The sequence below is a fragment of the Phenylobacterium sp. genome (assembly GCF_041691455.1).
Taxonomy (GTDB): Bacteria; Pseudomonadota; Alphaproteobacteria; order Caulobacterales; family Caulobacteraceae; genus Phenylobacterium.
In genome coordinates this window covers 23091-38264 of the sequence record NZ_JBEPUO010000031.1, presented here as the reverse complement: position 1 = coordinate 38264, position 15174 = coordinate 23091, and the positions used below count along the sequence as shown (strand labels likewise).

Genomic DNA, 15174 nt, shown 5'->3' with positions numbered 1-15174 from the left:
GCCGGCCCCGGTTCGGGGTGATGCGCGGCCGCGAATTCCTGATGAAGGACGCCTACAGCTTCGACATCGACGAGGCGGCGGCGCGGCGGTCCTACAACCGCATGTTCCTGGCCTATCTGAACATCTATGCGCGGCTGGGCCTGAAGGCGATCCCGGTGAAGGCCGATCCCGGCCCGATCGGCGGCGACCTCTCCCACGAGTTCATCATCCTGGCCGACACCGGCGAGAGCGAGGTCTTCGCGCACGGCGACCTCGTCGAGATGGGCGCGCCCGGGCCGGACATCGACTGGGACGGCGACCTGGAGCCGCTGGTCAGCCAGCGTTCGCGCCTCTACGCGGCTTCGGACGAGATGCACGACGCCGCCCGCTTCGAGGCCGAGGTCCCGGCCGACAAGCGCATGACCGCCCGCGGCATCGAGGTCGGCCACATTTTCTACTTTGGCGAGAAGTACTCCAAGCCGATGAAGGCGCTCGTCACCGGCCCCGACGGCAAGGACGTCCCGATCCACGGCGGCTCCTACGGCGTTGGCGTCTCGCGCCTGGTCGGCGGGATCATCGAGGCCAGCCACGATGAGGCCGGCATCATCTGGCCGGACGCCGTGGCCCCGTTCGGCGTGGCCGTGGTCAACCTGCGGCCGGGGACGGCGGATGTCGATGCGGTGGCCGAGCAGGCCTACAAGGCGCTGATCGCCGCCGGCAAGGATCCGCTGCTGGACGATCGCGACGACCGGCCGGGCGCCAAGTTCGCCGCCCTCGACCTGGTGGGCATCCCCTGGCAGCTGATCGTCGGCCCCAAGGGCGTCGCCGAGGGCATGGTGGAGATCAAGCGCCGCGCCACCGGCGAGCGCCAGACCCTGCCGCTCGAGGCCGCCTTGAAGGCCATCGCGGCATGAGCCAAGTCCAGGCGGGGGAAGGCGGCCGCGCGCCGCCCTTCGGCCTGTGGGAGCGGATGCTGGCCGGCCGCTACCTGCGCGCCAAGCGCAGCCAGGGCGGCGTGGCGCTGATCTCGATCATCTCCTTCGTCGGGATCACCGTCGCCGTCGCGGTGCTGATCGTGGTGATGTCGGTGATGAACGGCTTCAGGGCCGAGCTGCTCGGCAAGATCCTCGGCTTCAACGGCCACCTCTTCGTCTCCGGCGCGGTGCTCGACGGCGCGGCCCGCGGCCCGGCGGTCGAGCGCATCCTCAAGGTCCCGGGCGTCACCCAGGCGACGCCGGTCATCGAGGCCCAGGCCATCGCCATGGGGCCGAACCAGATCACCGGCGCCATCGTCCGCGGCCTGACGCCCGGGGACCTCAGGGCCACCCGCATCGTCGCCGGCAATATCACCAGGGGCGACCTGCGCGGCTTCGGCCAGGGCGACTATGGCGGTGACGTGGTGGTGGTCGGCGCCCGGCTCGCCGAGCAGATCGGCGTCAAGCCCGGCGACAACATCTCGCTGATCTCGCCTTCGGGCGGGGCCACGGCCTTCGGCGGCACGCCGCTGCAGAAGTCCTATGTGGTCGGCGCGACCTTCACCGCCGGCATGAGCCAGTACGACCAGGCCTACATCTTCATGCCGCTCGACCAGGCGCAGCTGTTCTTCGGCCGCGAAAACACCGTCGACGCCATCGAAGTCCGCGTGACCGACCCCGACAAGGCGCCCGGGCTGAAGGCCGCCGTCACCCGCGCCGCCGGGCCCAGCGCGCTGGTCGCCGACTGGACCCAGCGCGACGCCTCCTACTGGGGCGCGCTGAAGGTAGAGCGCAACGTCATGCGGCTGATCCTCATGCTGATCGTCGCCATCGCCGCGCTCAACATCATCTCCGGCCTGACCATGCTGGTGAAGAACAAGGGCCGTGACATCGCGATCCTCAGGACCATCGGGGCCGGGCAGGGGGCGATCCTGCGGATCTTCTTCCTGGCCGGCGCGACCATCGGCACGCTCGGCACGGCGGCCGGCCTGGCGCTCGGCGCCCTGATCTCGATCTATATCGATCCCATCCAGAGCTTCGTGGAATGGGCGACCGGCCAGGCGGTCTTCTCGTCCGACGTCTATTTCCTGAACCGGCTGCCGGCCAAGGTCGACTGGGTCGAGGTCTCGATCATCGTCGGCTTCTCGCTGGCGATGTCGATGATCTGCACCCTGCCGCCGGCCTGGCGGGCCTCGCGCCTCGATCCGGTGGAGGCGCTCCGCTATGAGTGAGCCCGATCTTCCCGGAAAAGCGGTCCTGTCGATCCGCGGGCTGGAGCGCAGCTACGTCACCGGAGCGGGCGCGCTGACGGTCCTGCGCGGCGTCGACCTCGACGTCATGCCGGGCGAGATCGTCGGCCTGATCGGGCCGTCAGGCTCGGGCAAGTCGTCGCTGCTGCACGCCGCAGGCCTCTTGGAGCACCCCAACGCCGGGCGGATCACCATCCTCGGCCGCGACTGTTCCGACCTGCCGGACCGCGACCGGACCCGCGTGCGGCTGGCGACCATCGGCTTCGTCTACCAGTTCCATCACCTGCTCCCGGAGTTCTCCGCGCTCGACAACGTCGCCCTGCCGCTGATGATCGCCGGCCAGTCGCGGGCCGCGGCGCGCGCGCGGGCCTCCGACCTCTTGGCCGAGCTCGGCCTGAAGGACCGCGTCCAGCATCAGCCCGCCCAGCTCTCCGGCGGCGAGCAGCAGCGGGTCGCGGTCGCGCGCGCCCTGGCCAACTCCCCGCGCCTGCTGCTGGCCGACGAGCCCACCGGCAACCTCGATCCGACGACCTCCGGTGCGGTTTTCGAGAACCTTTACGCGCTCGCCCGCCGCACCGGCGTCGCCGCCGTGGTCGCCACCCACAACCTCGACCTCGCCCGCCACATGGACCGCGTCTTCGCGCTCAAGGACGGCCATTTGGAAGCCCAGCCGAAGTCCGTGACGGCGTAAACCCATCGGCCCCGACAACTCTTTGTAAGCGGGGCCCTTTTCCCGGTCGGCGCGCGGGCCTATCTTGGCTGTGGGACGCTTATCCGTTGGCCCGAAACGGCCTCGGCCTCTTATAAGGAGAGGTCACTTTGAAGACGATGATCGCAGCGCTCGCAGGCGCATCATTCCTCATATCCCCCATACCGGCCGCGGCCCAACATCATGGCGGCTGGAGTCGTGGGGGCGGCTCTTCCGCGGGCGGCGCGCGAGCGGCCCCAGGCGGTTGGAGCCACGGCGGCGGGTCGGCCGCGGCGCCCGGCTCACATAGCTGGTCCGGCGCAGGGGCCTGGCGCGGCGGCTTCGCCGGCGGTCGGGGATATCACTCTCATTTCCGGGGCTATCCCTACGCCTTTGCGGGCTTCGGGCTGGGCTTCGCCCTGGGACTCTCCGCCTACGACCCCTGGTACTATGACGGTCCCTACTACGGCTATTACGCGCCCTATCCCCCGCCGGCAGCCTACTACAATGACTATCCGCCGCCGCCCGCCGCGGACGCGCGGCCGCCCGCCGCGGCTCAGCCCCCGGCGGCCTGCGGCTCCTGGTCCTGGGACGCGGCCAAACAGGCCTACAACTGGATCCCTTGCTAGGCGTTACGGCCGGTCGGAGCCCTGGGGCAGGGTGTCCTGGTCGAAGACCCGCTGCTGGGCCGGCGTGAGCTTGCCGTAGAAGGCGGTGACCGCCGCGCTCTGCCGTCTGAAGTCGATCGCGTCCTGGCTCATCGTCGCCTCGATCAGGGCGATGCGGCGCGGCGTTGGCACCAGCGGCAGGAGTTCGCTCGTAGCCCGGTGCCGCGCCACTTGCTGCGGGTCCGGCGCGATGGCGGTCGTATAGTCGCGCCAGGCGATATCCTGGCTGTCGCTCAACTTCAGGTCGTCGTGCAGGCGGATCAGCTCGGGGCTCACCGCCTCGGCGGCCCTGGCCGCGCCAGCCGCCGCCACAACAAGACAAAAACTCAAGGCAATCCAACGCATTGCGCAAAACCCTCAGGCGCGTCCCTCATGGCGATATTGGCACATTGGCGCGGTCTTGAGAACGCGCGAAGCCCCGCCATGGAACCGAACGCGACCGCGTGCGATTTGGCTTCGCGCGTCCTCCGTTCGTGTGGCGGGCGCTCGGGGGACGCGTGAGGGTGGCTGACAACAAGACTTCGCGATCGGCGCGACCGGGCTTCCTCAGCCACGGGGGCGAGATGGCCCGGCGCATCGCCGAGCACGACTGGTCGCGCTCTCTCGGAGCCGTCTCCGCCTGGCCGGAGAGCCTGAAGACCACCGTCGGACTGCTGATCCACTCGCCGGTGCCGATCGTCCTGCTGTGGGGCGAGGACGGCGTGATGATCTATAATGACGCCTATTCGGTCTTTGCGGGCGGCCGCCACCCGGAACTCCTGGGCAGCAAGGTCCGCGAGGGCTGGCCCGAGGTCGCTGAGTTCAACGACAACGTCATGAAGGTCGGCCTGGCCGGAGGGACGCTGGCCTACAGGGACCAGGAGCTCACCCTCCACCGTAGCGGCCGGCCCGAGCAGGTCTGGATGGACCTGGACTATTCGCCGGTGATCGACGAGAGCGGCGCGCCCGGCGGGGTCATCGCCATCGTGGTCGAGACGACCGAGCGGGTGCTCGCCGCGCGCCGGCAGGCCGAGGCGATCGTCCGCTACCGAAAGCAGTTCGAGCAGGCGCCCGGCTTCATCATCGTCATGGGCGGCCCCGACCACGTTGTGGAATTCGTCAACGACGCCCACCGCGAGGTGTTCGGCAGCGACGACTGGACCGGAAAACCCCTCCGTAAGGCCTTCCCCAGCCTCGCCGGCCAGGGATTCTTCGAGGCGCTCGACGATGTCTACGCGACGGGGAGGGTCTTCCAGGCCGACGGCGCCGCGGTGCGCTACCGTCGCACGCCGGACAGCGCGGAGGAAACGCGGTTCCTGACCTTCATCTACGCGCCGATTGTCGGCGACGACGGATCGATCGGCGGCATTTTCTGCGACGGCTTCGACGTCACCGAGATCTATCGGGCCCAGGCGGCCCAGCGCGAAAGCGAGACAAGGCTGCAGCTGGCCCTCGACGCGGCCGGCATGGGCACCTTCGTCTGGTACCCCCAGGAGGACAGGGCCGAGGGCGACGCCCGGATGATGCAGCTGTTCGGCCTGCCGGTGGATGGCCTCCTGGCGCTGCGGACCGCCCTCGCGGACAGCATCCACGCCGACGACGGGCCGCGCTACGCCGCCGCGGTTGGCCGGGCGACCGACCCGGCCGGCGACGGCTTCCTTCGCGAAGACATCCGCGTCCACCTCCCTGACGGCGGACTTCGCTGGCTTTCGATCACCGGCAAGGTGCAGTTCGAGGGATCGCGCGCCGTGCGGATGGTGGGAACCGCGGTCGACATCACAACCGGGAAGCACGCCGAGACCCAGCTTCGCGAAAGCGAGCAGCGCCTGCGGTTCCTCGATGAATTGAGCACCGCGATCGGCAAGAGCCAGGACGCCGACGCGATCCTCGCGATCACCACGCGCATGGTGGGAGAGCATCTCGGCGTCTCGATCTGCGCCTACGCCGACATGGACGAGGATCAGGACGGCTTCAGCATTCGCGGCGATTGGAGCGCGCCAGGTTCGCCCAGCATCGTGGGACACTATAGCCTGGCCGATTTCGGCAAGCTGGCGGTGAAGACCCTGAACGCCGGCGAACCGCTGATCGTGAACGACAACCTGCGGGAACTCGCGCCGGAAGAGGCCGCGGCGTTCCAGGACATCGGCATCGCGGCCACGATCTGCATGCCCCTGGTCAAGGAAGGGCGGCTGACCGCGCTGATGGCCATCCACGACAAGGCGCCCCGCGTCTGGTCGGACCTCGAACTGGCGGTCATCCGCGAGGTGACCGAGCGCTCCTGGGCCCACGTCGAGCGGGTCGGCGCCGAAGCCGAGAACCGGGCGAGCGAAGAGAAGTTCCGGACCCTGGCGCGGGCGGCGCCGAACCAGGTCTGGACGTCGTCGCCGGACGGCTTGCTCGATTGGTTCAACGAGCAGGTCTACAGCTACAGCGGCGCCGCGCCGGGCAGTCTCGACGGCAGCGGCTGGACCTCGATGGTCCACCCGGAGGATCTGCCGCTCGCCGCCGCGCGCTGGGCCGAGGCCTTGCCCGCCGGTGCGCCCTATCAGGTCGAGTTTCGCCTCAGGCGCGCCGATGGCGCGTGGCGCTGGCATATTGCCCGCGCCGTGCCGATCACCGGCCCGTCCGGCCAGGTGACGAGCTGGGTCGGCACGAACACCGACATCCACGACCAGAAGGAAGTCGCCGAGGCGCTGAGGGACCTCAACGCCACCCTCGAGGAGCGGGTGGAGGAACGCACGCGCCAGCTGATGGCCGCCGAAGAGGCCCTGCGGCAGTCCCAGAAGATGGAAGCCGTGGGCCAGCTCACCGGCGGCATCGCGCACGACTTCAACAATCTCCTGGCCGGCATCAGCGGCAGCCTTGAACTGCTCGAAAAGCGGATCGGGGAAGGGCGGCTTGCCGGCGTGGAGCGCTATATCTCCGCCGCCCAATCCAGCTCTCGTCGCGCCGCGGCCCTCACCCAGCGCCTGCTGGCCTTCTCGCGGCGACAGACGCTCGATCCGAAGCCGATGGACGTCAACAAGCTGATCGCCGGCATGGAGGACCTGATCCGCCGCACGGCGGGCCCGAACGTGGAGGTCGAGGTGGTCGGCGCCGGCGGCCTGTGGCGAACCCGCGTCGATCCTTCCCAGCTCGAGAACGCCTTGCTGAACCTTTGTCTGAACGGCCGCGACGCCATGCAGCCGGACGGCGGGCGGCTGACCGTCGAAACCGCCAACAAATGGCTGGACGAGCGCGCGGCCAAGGACCGCGATCTCCCCGCGGGCCAGTACGTCTCGCTCTGCGTCACCGACACCGGCACGGGCATGGAGCCGGAGGTCATCGCGCGCGCGTTCGATCCGTTCTTCACCACCAAGCCGCTGGGGCAGGGCACCGGCCTTGGCCTATCGATGATCTATGGCTTCGTCCGGCAATCGGGGGGCCAGGTTCGCATCTACTCCGAGCTCGGCAAGGGCACGACCATGTGCCTCTACCTGCCGCGCTACACGGGCGAGGACGAAACGGCCGACGAGGCGGCGGTCGCGGGCGGCCTCGAACCGGGCGACGGCGAGACCGTGCTGGTGATCGACGACGAGCCCACCGTGCGCATGCTGATCGCCGAGGTGCTCGAGGAGAACGGCTACGCCGCGATCGAGGCCGGAGACGGGGCCGCGGGCCTGCGGATCCTGGAGTCCGACACCCGCATCGACCTGCTGATCACCGACGTCGGCCTGCCGGGCGGGCTGAACGGCCGCCAGGTCGCCGACGCCGCGCGCCGCCTGCGGCCGACGCTGAAGGTGCTGTTCATCACCGGCTACGCCGAGAACGCGGCGATCGGCAACGGCCACCTGGAGCCCGGCATGGAGATCGTCACCAAGCCGTTCGTGATCGCCGCCCTGGGCGCCAAGATCCGCGACCTGATGGACAGCTGACGCGCCGAACAAGCCGCTTGACGATGAGAACAAAAGGAGAATAAGAACGAAAGCGGAACTATCCACCGGCTTGTCCACAGCCGCGCCCACAGAAGGATGCGACACATGGTTCGTCTGGCCCGAGAATCACTGGCCTTTGCGTCGGTGGCGAGTTTTGTCTGGATGATCTGCGCGGTGGCGGCTCACGTGGGCTGACCGCCATGCGAATGGGGGAGGCGGCAAGGGTGAGCAGCGACGATCCCCGGCCTTCCGAAGAGGGGTTCGTCCACCTTCGCGTCCGCTCCGCCTATTCGCTGCTGGAAGGCGCCATCAAGGCCGACAAAATCGGCGTCATGGCGGCCGCTTCGGGCATGCCGGCCGTGGCGCTCACCGACCGGGCGAACCTCTTCGGCGCCCTGGAATTCTCCGTCGCGACGCAGGAGGCCGGCGTCCAGCCGATCATCGGCTGCGCGCTACCGGTCACCGGCATCGGCGAGGGGCCCAGCGAGCGCTGGGCCAAGACGCCGACCGTCGTGCTGCTGGCCCAGAACGAGCAGGGCTACGCCAACCTCAGCGAGCTGTCCTCGGCCGCCTTCCTGGAGGTCGATCCGGCCGACGAGCCCAATGTTTCCTGGGCCAAGGTCTGCGAGCACGCGGACGGCCTGATCCTGCTCTCCGGCGGACCGGACGGACCGGTCGACGCGCTGCTCGCGGCCGGCAAGGTCAAGGAGGGCCGCGCGGTCCTGGCCGAGATGGCCCAGGTGTTCGGCGACCGGTTCTATGTCGAGCTGCAACGCCACGGCCGCGCCGCCGAGGCCGCCGCCGAGCCTGAGCTGGTCGCCTTCGCCTATGAGACCGACGTGGCCCTGGTCGCCACCAACGACGTCTACTTCAAGGCCTCGGACATGCACCTGGCGCACGACGCCCTGCTGTGCATCGCCGACGGGGCCTTCATCGGCCAGGACGAGCGGCGCCGGGTCACCGCCGAGCACTGGTTCAAGTCGGCGCCCGACATGCGCGCCCTCTTCGCCGACCTGCCGGAGGCCTGCGACAACACCCTGGACGTGGCGCGCCGCTGCGCTTTCATGGTGCCCAAGCGCGATCCGATCCTGCCGCGCTTCCCCACCGAGGGCGGCCGCTCGGAAAACGACGAACTGGCCCACCAGGCGCGCGAGGGTCTGAAGGCCCGGCTGGCGATCAACGCCCCGTCCCAGGCGCTGGAAGTCTACGAGGACCGGCTGGAACGCGAGATCGGCGTCATCACGTCGATGGGCTTCGCCGGCTACTTCCTGATCGTCTCGGACTTCATGAAATGGGCGGTGGCCCACGGCGTGCCCGTGGGTCCGGGACGCGGCTCGGGCGCGGGCTCGCTGGTCGCCTGGTCGTTGATGATCACCGGCCTCGACCCGCTGAAGTACGGGCTGATCTTCGAGCGGTTCCTGAACCCCGAGCGGGTCTCGATGCCCGACTTCGACATCGACTTCTGCCAGGAGCGCCGCGACGAGGTGATCGCCTACGTCCAACAGCGCTATGGCCGCGACCGGGTGGCCCAGATCATCACCTTCGGCACGCTGCAGGCCCGCGCCGTGCTGCGCGACGTCGGCCGGGTGCTGCAGCTGCCGCTCGGCCAGGTCGACCGGCTCGCCAAGATGGTGCCGGCCAACCCCGCCAATCCGGTGACGCTCGCCAAGGCCATCGAGATCGAGCCGCGCCTGCGCCAGGCCCGCGACGATGACGAAGGCGTCGCCCGCCTGCTCGACACCGCCCTGCAGCTTGAGGGTCTTTACCGCAACGCCTCGACCCACGCCGCCGGCATCGTCATTTCCGACCGGCCGCTCACCCAGCTGGTCCCGCTCTACCGCGATCCGCGCTCCGACCTACCGGCCAGTCAGTTCAATATGAAGTGGGTGGAAAGCGCGGGCCTGGTGAAGTTCGACTTCCTGGGCCTGAAGACGCTCACCGTCGTCGACCGGGCGATGAAACATCTGGAACGCCGCGGGGCGGGGTTCGAGCTGGAGACCCTGCCGCTCGACGATGCGCCCGCCTACGAGGTGATGGCCTCAGGCCTGACGGTCGGGGTGTTCCAGATGGAAGGCCAGGGCATGCGCGACACCCTGCGCCAGCTCCGGCCTCAGTCGCTGGAGGAGGTGACCGCGCTCATCTCGCTCTACCGGCCAGGGCCGATGGATTCGATTCCCGCCTACGTCGACGCCAAGATGGGTCGAAAACCCCTAGACGTCCTGCATCCGCTGCTCGCCGAGGTGCTGACCCCGACCTACGGGGTGATCGTCTACCAGGAGCAGGTGATGCAGATCGCCCAGATCCTGGCGGGCTACAGCTTCGGCGAGGCGGACCTGCTGCGCCGCGCGATGGGCAAGAAGAAGAAGGAGGAGATGGACAAGCAGCGCGCGCGCTTCATGTCGGGCGCCGCCGAACGCGGCGTGACCTCCGACCTGGCCGACCTGCTGTTCGGCCTGATGGAGAAGTTCTCCGGCTACGGCTTCAACAAGTCGCACGCCGCGCCCTATGCGCTGATCGCCTACCAGACGGCCTGGCTGAAGGCGAACGCGCCGGTGGAGTTCTTCGCGGGCTCCATGAGCCTCGACCTCGCCAACACCGACAAGCTCTCGGTCTTCTACCAGGACGCCAAGCGCTTCGGCGTGAAGATCAGAAGCCCCGACGTGAACCTCTCCGGCGCCGACTTCGAGGTCGAGGACGGTGAGGTGCTCTATGCGCTGGGCGCTATCCGCAACGTCGGCCTGCAGGCCATGGAGCACGTGGTCGCGGTGCGCCGCGAGGGCGGGCCGTTCCGCGATATCTTCGACTTCGTCGAGCGGGTGGATCCCAAGCAGGTGAACCGCCGCACCTTCGAGACCCTGGCCCGCGCCGGGGCCTTCGATTCCATCAACCCCAACCGCGCCCAGCTGGTCGCGGCCGCTGAGGTGCTGGTGGGCCACGGCCAGGCGCTGGCCGCCGACCGCGCCGAGGGCAAGCGCAGCCTGTTCGGCGACGACGCGGGCGGGGCGCACCGGCCGCGGGTTCCGAAGACCGACCCCTGGACGCCGGTCGACCGGCTCGACGAGGAACTGGCCGCCGTCGGCTTCTACCTCTCCGGCCACCCGCTGGACGACATGGTCGAGGCGCTGCGCCGCCGGCGGACCGACCTCCTGACCGACGCCATCGCCAAGGCCGAGGCCGGCGCCGAGGCGCTGCGCATGGCCGGCGTCGTGCGCCGCCGCCAGGAGCGGGCCGCGCAAGGCTCGGGCGAGAAGTTCGCCTTCGTGACGCTGTCCGATCCGACCGGTGAATATGAGGTGCTGTTTCCCCCGGAAAGCTGGCGGCGCTGCCGCGACCAGCTCGAACCGGGCGCCGCGGTCGCCATCACCGTGCGCGCCCGGGCCAAGGACGGCGAGGTCCGTTTCTTCGGCGACAGCGCCGAGCCGGTGGCCAAGGCCGTGGAGAACGTCGTGGCCGGGCTTCGCGTCCACCTGAGCCCTCGCAGCGCTGAGATTGAGGCGCTGAAGAAGCGGCTGGAAGGCTCGGTCAATCCGCGAGGCGGAGAGGTGGTGCTGGTGGCCGGCGTCGGCGAGGGCCGTGAAGTCGAGATGAAGCTCCCCGGCCGCTTCACCCTGGACGGCGCGGTGCGCGGCGCGATCAAGACCGCGCCGGGCGTGGTCTTCGTCGAGGACCTTTAGAAGGGGTGGAACTGCTTGGCGCGCTCCCGCTCACGCTTGGCTTCCGCCTCCGGTGAGAACATGCCGCCGGCCGGAGGGGCCGCCGCCTTCCGGGCGCGCCGTTCCTCTGCAGCCGGCGAGAACGGACCGTCGTCGTAGACGCTGTGCCCCACGAACGGCTTGATCGGCTCCACGGGCTTGAACCCCTGGATTCGCTGAGGCCCGGGAATCGACGGGATGCCGGGAATGGGCGCGATGGGCTGGATTGGCTGGAATTGGGCGTGCGCCGCGCCGGCGGCCAAGCTGAGCGCGGCGGCCAGGGCCAGATACTGTCGCATAGACATCCCCCAGGTTGTTGCGCCCGACCCTACAATGCCAAGGTCAAGCTTCAAGCGGACTCGCCTTTAAAGCGCACTGGTTGATTTTTTCCGTCCGACCCCTTAAGTGGCGCGCTTCAATCCACACGCAGGCGTTTGGCGACGCGGCGGGGAGACATCCCGCCCGCTTCCATTCCGGTCCTCCTTCAGGAGGGTTTGTCTGCGGCGGCTAACCGGAAGAAGGACTTTCTACCCATGGCACTGCCCGATTTCTCTATGCGTCAGCTCCTCGAAGCCGGCGCCCACTTCGGCCACCAGACCCATCGCTGGAACCCGAAGATGGAGCGCTACATCTTCGGCAGCCGCTCCAACATCCACATCATCGATCTCTCGCAGTCGATCCCGCTCTTGCACCAGGCCCTGGTGAAGGTGCGCGAAGTCGCCGCCGGCGGCGGTCGGATCCTGTTCGTCGGCACCAAGCGCCAGGCCTCCGAGCCGATCGCCACCGCCGCGCGCCGCTGCGCCCAATACTACGTCAATCACCGCTGGCTGGGCGGCACGCTCACCAACTGGCGCACCGTGTCCGGCTCCATCGCCCGCCTGCGCGAACTGGAAGGCGTGCTCGAAACCGAGACCGGCCGGACCAAGAAGGAACTGCTGCAGCTGAAGCGCGAGCACGACAAGCTCGAGCTGTCGCTGGGCGGCATCAAGGACATGGGCGGCATCCCCGACCTGATGTTCGTGATCGACACCAACAAGGAAGCGATCGCCATCCAGGAAGCCCGCAAGCTGAATATCCCGGTGATCGCGATCCTGGACACCAACTGCAATCCGGACGGCATCACCTTCCCGATTCCCGGGAACGACGACGCCGCGCGCGCCATCCAGCTCTATTGCGACCTGATGGCCGATTCGGTGCTCGATGGTCTGGCCGCCGGCCAGTCGGCCTCGGGCGTCGACCTGGGCGCTCAGGAGGCTCCCATGGAGCCGGCGCTCGCCAAGCAACTGACGCCGGAACCGGCGGCCGAACCGAAGCCGAAGAAGGCCAAGGTGGAAAAGGCTGCTGAGCCCGCGCCGGAAGCTGTCGCCGAAGCGGCGCCGGAACCCGCGGTTGAGGCCGCCCCCGAGGCCGCCGCTGAACCGGCAGCCGAAGCCGCGCCCGAGCCGGTCGCTGAAGCGGCTGCCGAGCCCGCGGCCGAGCCCGATACCACCGCCGCGGAAGCGCCGGCGGCCGAGCCGGAAGCCGCGGCTGAACAGCCGAGCGAAGAACAGGCCAGCTGAGGCGCGCCAAAAGCGTCTTACTGACCGATTACCCCTTGAGGGGCGGAGTCCGTGAGGCCTCCGCCCGGCCTCTATAGCTTTAAGGAGCTGACCATGGCGGAGATCACCGCTGCGCTGGTCAAGGACCTGCGCGAAAAGTCTGGCGTTGGCATGATGGACTGCAAGAACGCCCTGCAGGAAACCGGCGGCGACATGGAAGCCGCCATGGAACTGCTGCGCAAGAAGGGCCTGTCCAAGGCCGAGAAGAAGTCCGGCCGCGCCGCCGCGGAAGGCCTTGTCGCGGGCAAGCTGTCGGCCGACGGCAAGACCGGCGTGCTCATCGAGCTCAACGCCGAGACCGACTTCGTGTCGAAGAACGACACCTTCCAGGCGGCCGCGCGGGAGATCGCCGAGGTCGCGCTGACCGTCGAGGGCGTCGACGCCATCTCGGCGGCCAAGACGGCCAAGGGCGTTGTGGTGTCCGAGCTGGTCACCAACATGATCGCCACCATCGGCGAGAACATGCGCCTGCGCCGCTCGGCTCGTCTTTCGGTGAGCCAGGGCGCCGTCGCCCTCTACCTGCACAATGCGCAGGGCGATGGCGTCGGCAGGTTGGGCGTGCTCGTGGCGCTGGAAGGCGCCGGCGACCAGGCCGCGCTGAAGGAAGTCGGCCGCAAGATCGCCCTGCACGTGGCGGGCACTCCGACCCCGCCGCTGGCGCTCTCGCCCGACGACCTGGACCCCGCCGCCGTCGAGAAGGAAAAGAAGTTCCTCACCGAACAGGCGCTGGAGTCCGGCAAGCCGATCGGCGTGGTCGAGAAGATGATCGAAGGCCGCATCCGCAAATGGCAGGAGGAGGTCGTCCTCCTGAAGCAGCCGTTCGTGATGAACCCCGACCAGACGATCGAGCAGTTGATCGCCGAGACCGCCAAGCAGGTGGGCTCACCCGTCTCGATCAAGGGTTTTGTCCGCTTCGCGCTGGGCGAAGGTGTCGACAAGGGCGAGAGCCTGGACTTCGCCGCCGAGGTCGCCTCGATGGCCGGCCAGAGCTAAGTCTGTCAAAACCGACCCTGCCAGGGGCGCGGTGCGTATCGACGCGCCGCGCCCTTGGTTTATGTTCGCTTTGAGATAGGGATTCCCCATGCCCGATGGCCAGCCGCGCTACAAACGCATTCTCCTGAAGCTTTCGGGAGAGGCGGGCGTCGGCGGCGACGGGTTCGGCATCGATCCCAAGACCCTTGAAGGGGTGGCCGAAGAGATCGCCGAGGTCGCCCGGGCCGGCATTCAGATCTGCGTCGTGGTGGGCGGCGGCAACATCTTCCGTGGTGCGGCGCTCGCCGAAGCGGGCATGGAACGCGCCAGCGCCGACTACATGGGCATGCTGGCGACCGTGATGAACGCGCTCGCGCTGCAGGCCTCGCTCGAGAAGATCGGCATCTACACCCGCGTCCAGTCGGCGATCCCGATGGAGGCGGTCTGCGAGCCCTATATCCGCCGGCGCGCGTTGCGCCACCTCGAGAAGGGCCGCGTGGTGATCTTCGCCGCCGGGGTCGGGGCGCCGTTCTTCACGACCGACTCGGGCGCGGCCCTGCGCGCCGCCGAGATGGGCTGCGACGCCCTGCTCAAGGGCACCAGCGTCGACGGGGTCTACACCGCCGATCCCAAGAAGGACCCGGACGCCAAGCGCTACGACACGCTCAGCTACAAGGAGGTGCTGTCCAAGGACCTGCGGGTCATGGACACCTCCGCCGTCAGCCTGATGCGCGACAACCATATCCCGATCGTGGTCTTCTCTATCCGTGAGCGGGGCAATCTCCTGAAGGTGCTGAAGGGCGAAGGCGTCTACACGACGATCGCCTGACTGCGCCGCCAGAGGAGCCGGGACGAAGGGAGCGAACACCATGGCCACTGTCGAAAAGCCGGAACTTGCCAAATACCGGGACCGCATGGACAAGGCGGTCGCCGCGCTGAAGGAAGAGTTCGCGAGCCTGCGCACCGGCCGGGCCTCGGCCAGCCTGCTCGACCAGATCAACGTCGAAGCCTACGGCTCGACCATGCCGATCAACCAGGTGGGCGCGATCTCGGTGCCGGAGGCGCGGATGATCAGCGTCAGCGTCTGGGACAAGGCCCTGGTGATCGCGGTGGAAAAGGCGATCCGCTCGGCGGGTCTCGGGCTCAATCCGGTCACCGACGGCCAGAACCTGCGCATCCCGATCCCGCCGCTCACCGAGGAGCGCCGCAAGGACCTGGCGAAGATCGCCGGCAAGTACGCCGAACAGCAGCGGATCGCCGTGCGCAACATCCGCCGCGAGGCCAACGACGACCTGCGCGCCGCCGAGAAGGCCCACGTCATCAGCCAGGACGAGGAAAAGCGGATGGAATCCGAGGTCCAGAAGCTGACCGATGAGGCGATCAAGCGCGTGGACGAAGCCTTGAAAACCAAAGAACAAGAGATCATGCACGTCTGACCCGGCGCGCCGACTCCAGACCTG

The 15174-nt window shown here is 68.7% G+C and carries 12 protein-coding genes and 1 pseudogene; 11 read left to right on the top strand and 2 right to left on the bottom strand.

The genetic code is table 11. The annotated features are described in order from the left end of the window. From ACESMY_RS20680 to ACESMY_RS20665, 4 genes are all read left to right on the top strand, one after another. The coding region (locus tag ACESMY_RS20680; protein WP_372786517.1) for a His/Gly/Thr/Pro-type tRNA ligase C-terminal domain-containing protein at positions 1 to 893 on the top strand (893 nt) is incomplete at its 5' end. After that, entirely contained in the window at positions 890 to 2185 is a 1296-nt protein-coding gene (locus tag ACESMY_RS20675) for a lipoprotein-releasing ABC transporter permease subunit (RefSeq protein WP_372786516.1), read from the top strand. The genes ACESMY_RS20680 and ACESMY_RS20675, both read left to right, overlap by 4 nt. Further along, entirely contained in the window at positions 2178 to 2894 is a 717-nt protein-coding gene (locus tag ACESMY_RS20670) for an ABC transporter ATP-binding protein (protein WP_372786515.1), read from the top strand. The genes ACESMY_RS20675 and ACESMY_RS20670 overlap by 8 nt, the downstream gene beginning before the upstream one ends. A 128-nt stretch (positions 2895 to 3022) precedes the next feature. Further along, complete coding sequence (locus tag ACESMY_RS20665; protein WP_372786514.1) at positions 3023 to 3520, top strand: hypothetical protein; 498 nt, start codon at positions 3023 to 3025, stop codon at positions 3518 to 3520. A 3-nt stretch (positions 3521 to 3523) separates the two neighbouring features. On the opposite strand, the gene ACESMY_RS20660 is transcribed toward ACESMY_RS20665, so the two are convergent. Next, the gene (locus tag ACESMY_RS20660; protein WP_372786513.1) at positions 3524 to 3904 is read right to left on the bottom strand and encodes a Spy/CpxP family protein refolding chaperone; all 381 of its coding nucleotides are present in this window, start codon (positions 3902 to 3904) and stop codon (positions 3524 to 3526) included. 158 nt (positions 3905 to 4062) lie between these two features. Here ACESMY_RS20660 and ACESMY_RS20655 point away from each other — a divergent pair, with 158 nt between their 5' ends. From ACESMY_RS20655 to dnaE, 3 genes are all read left to right on the top strand, one after another. Continuing rightward, entirely contained in the window at positions 4063 to 7452 is a 3390-nt protein-coding gene (locus tag ACESMY_RS20655) for a PAS domain-containing protein (RefSeq protein ID WP_372786512.1), read from the top strand. Positions 7453 to 7548: 96 nt separating this feature from the next. Beyond that, entirely contained in the window at positions 7549 to 7647 is a 99-nt protein-coding gene (gene sidA, locus ACESMY_RS20650; protein ID WP_329654825.1) for a cell division inhibitor SidA, read from the top strand. 11 nt (positions 7648 to 7658) lie between these two features. Then, complete coding sequence (gene dnaE, locus ACESMY_RS20645) at positions 7659 to 11126, top strand: DNA polymerase III subunit alpha (protein ID WP_372786518.1); 3468 nt, start codon at positions 7659 to 7661, stop codon at positions 11124 to 11126. On the opposite strand, the gene ACESMY_RS20640 is transcribed toward dnaE, so the two are convergent. Continuing rightward, positions 11123 to 11443 carry a hypothetical protein gene (locus ACESMY_RS20640; RefSeq protein WP_372786511.1) on the bottom strand — a complete coding sequence of 107 codons (321 nt, stop codon included), beginning with the start codon at positions 11441 to 11443 and terminating at the stop codon, positions 11123 to 11125. The genes dnaE and ACESMY_RS20640 overlap by 4 nt on opposite strands. A 234-nt stretch (positions 11444 to 11677) precedes the next feature. On the opposite strand from ACESMY_RS20640, the pseudogene rpsB reads away from it, so the two are divergent. The 4 genes and pseudogenes from rpsB to frr form a co-directional block, all read left to right on the top strand. After that, positions 11678 to 12472, top strand: a pseudogene (rpsB, locus tag ACESMY_RS20635) (30S ribosomal protein S2); the annotation flags it as partial. Positions 12473 to 12796: 324 nt separating this feature from the next. Further along, a complete protein-coding gene (gene tsf / locus ACESMY_RS20630; protein WP_372786510.1) occupies positions 12797 to 13735 on the top strand; it encodes a translation elongation factor Ts in 939 nt (312 codons plus the stop codon). A gap of 88 nt (positions 13736 to 13823) precedes the next feature. Continuing rightward, positions 13824 to 14543 (top strand): UMP kinase, encoded by a 720-nt coding sequence (gene pyrH / locus ACESMY_RS20625; RefSeq protein WP_372786509.1) that lies wholly within the window; start codon positions 13824 to 13826, stop codon positions 14541 to 14543. A gap of 40 nt (positions 14544 to 14583) precedes the next feature. Then, positions 14584 to 15150 carry a ribosome recycling factor gene (gene frr, locus ACESMY_RS20620; protein ID WP_372786508.1) on the top strand — a complete coding sequence of 189 codons (567 nt, stop codon included), beginning with the start codon at positions 14584 to 14586 and terminating at the stop codon, positions 15148 to 15150. The last annotated feature ends 24 nt before the right edge of the window (positions 15151 to 15174 follow it).

Excerpts from the sequence above, each read along its gene's own strand:
- ACESMY_RS20675 (WP_372786516.1), top strand. The coding sequence starts at position 890 with ATGAGCCAAGTCCAGGCGGGGGAAGGCGGCCGCGCGCCGCCCTTCGGC.
- ACESMY_RS20670 (WP_372786515.1), top strand. The coding sequence starts at position 2,178 with ATGAGTGAGCCCGATCTTCCCGGAAAAGCGGTCCTGTCGATCCGCGGG.
- ACESMY_RS20660 (WP_372786513.1), bottom strand. The coding sequence starts at position 3,904 with ATGCGTTGGATTGCCTTGAGTTTTTGTCTTGTTGTGGCGGCGGCTGGC.
- sidA (WP_329654825.1), top strand. The coding sequence starts at position 7,549 with ATGCGACACATGGTTCGTCTGGCCCGAGAATCACTGGCCTTTGCGTCG.
- dnaE (WP_372786518.1), top strand. The coding sequence starts at position 7,659 with ATGGGGGAGGCGGCAAGGGTGAGCAGCGACGATCCCCGGCCTTCCGAA.
- ACESMY_RS20640 (WP_372786511.1), bottom strand. The coding sequence starts at position 11,443 with ATGCGACAGTATCTGGCCCTGGCCGCCGCGCTCAGCTTGGCCGCCGGC.
- tsf (WP_372786510.1), top strand. The coding sequence starts at position 12,797 with ATGGCGGAGATCACCGCTGCGCTGGTCAAGGACCTGCGCGAAAAGTCT.
- pyrH (WP_372786509.1), top strand. The coding sequence starts at position 13,824 with ATGCCCGATGGCCAGCCGCGCTACAAACGCATTCTCCTGAAGCTTTCG.
- frr (WP_372786508.1), top strand. The coding sequence starts at position 14,584 with ATGGCCACTGTCGAAAAGCCGGAACTTGCCAAATACCGGGACCGCATG.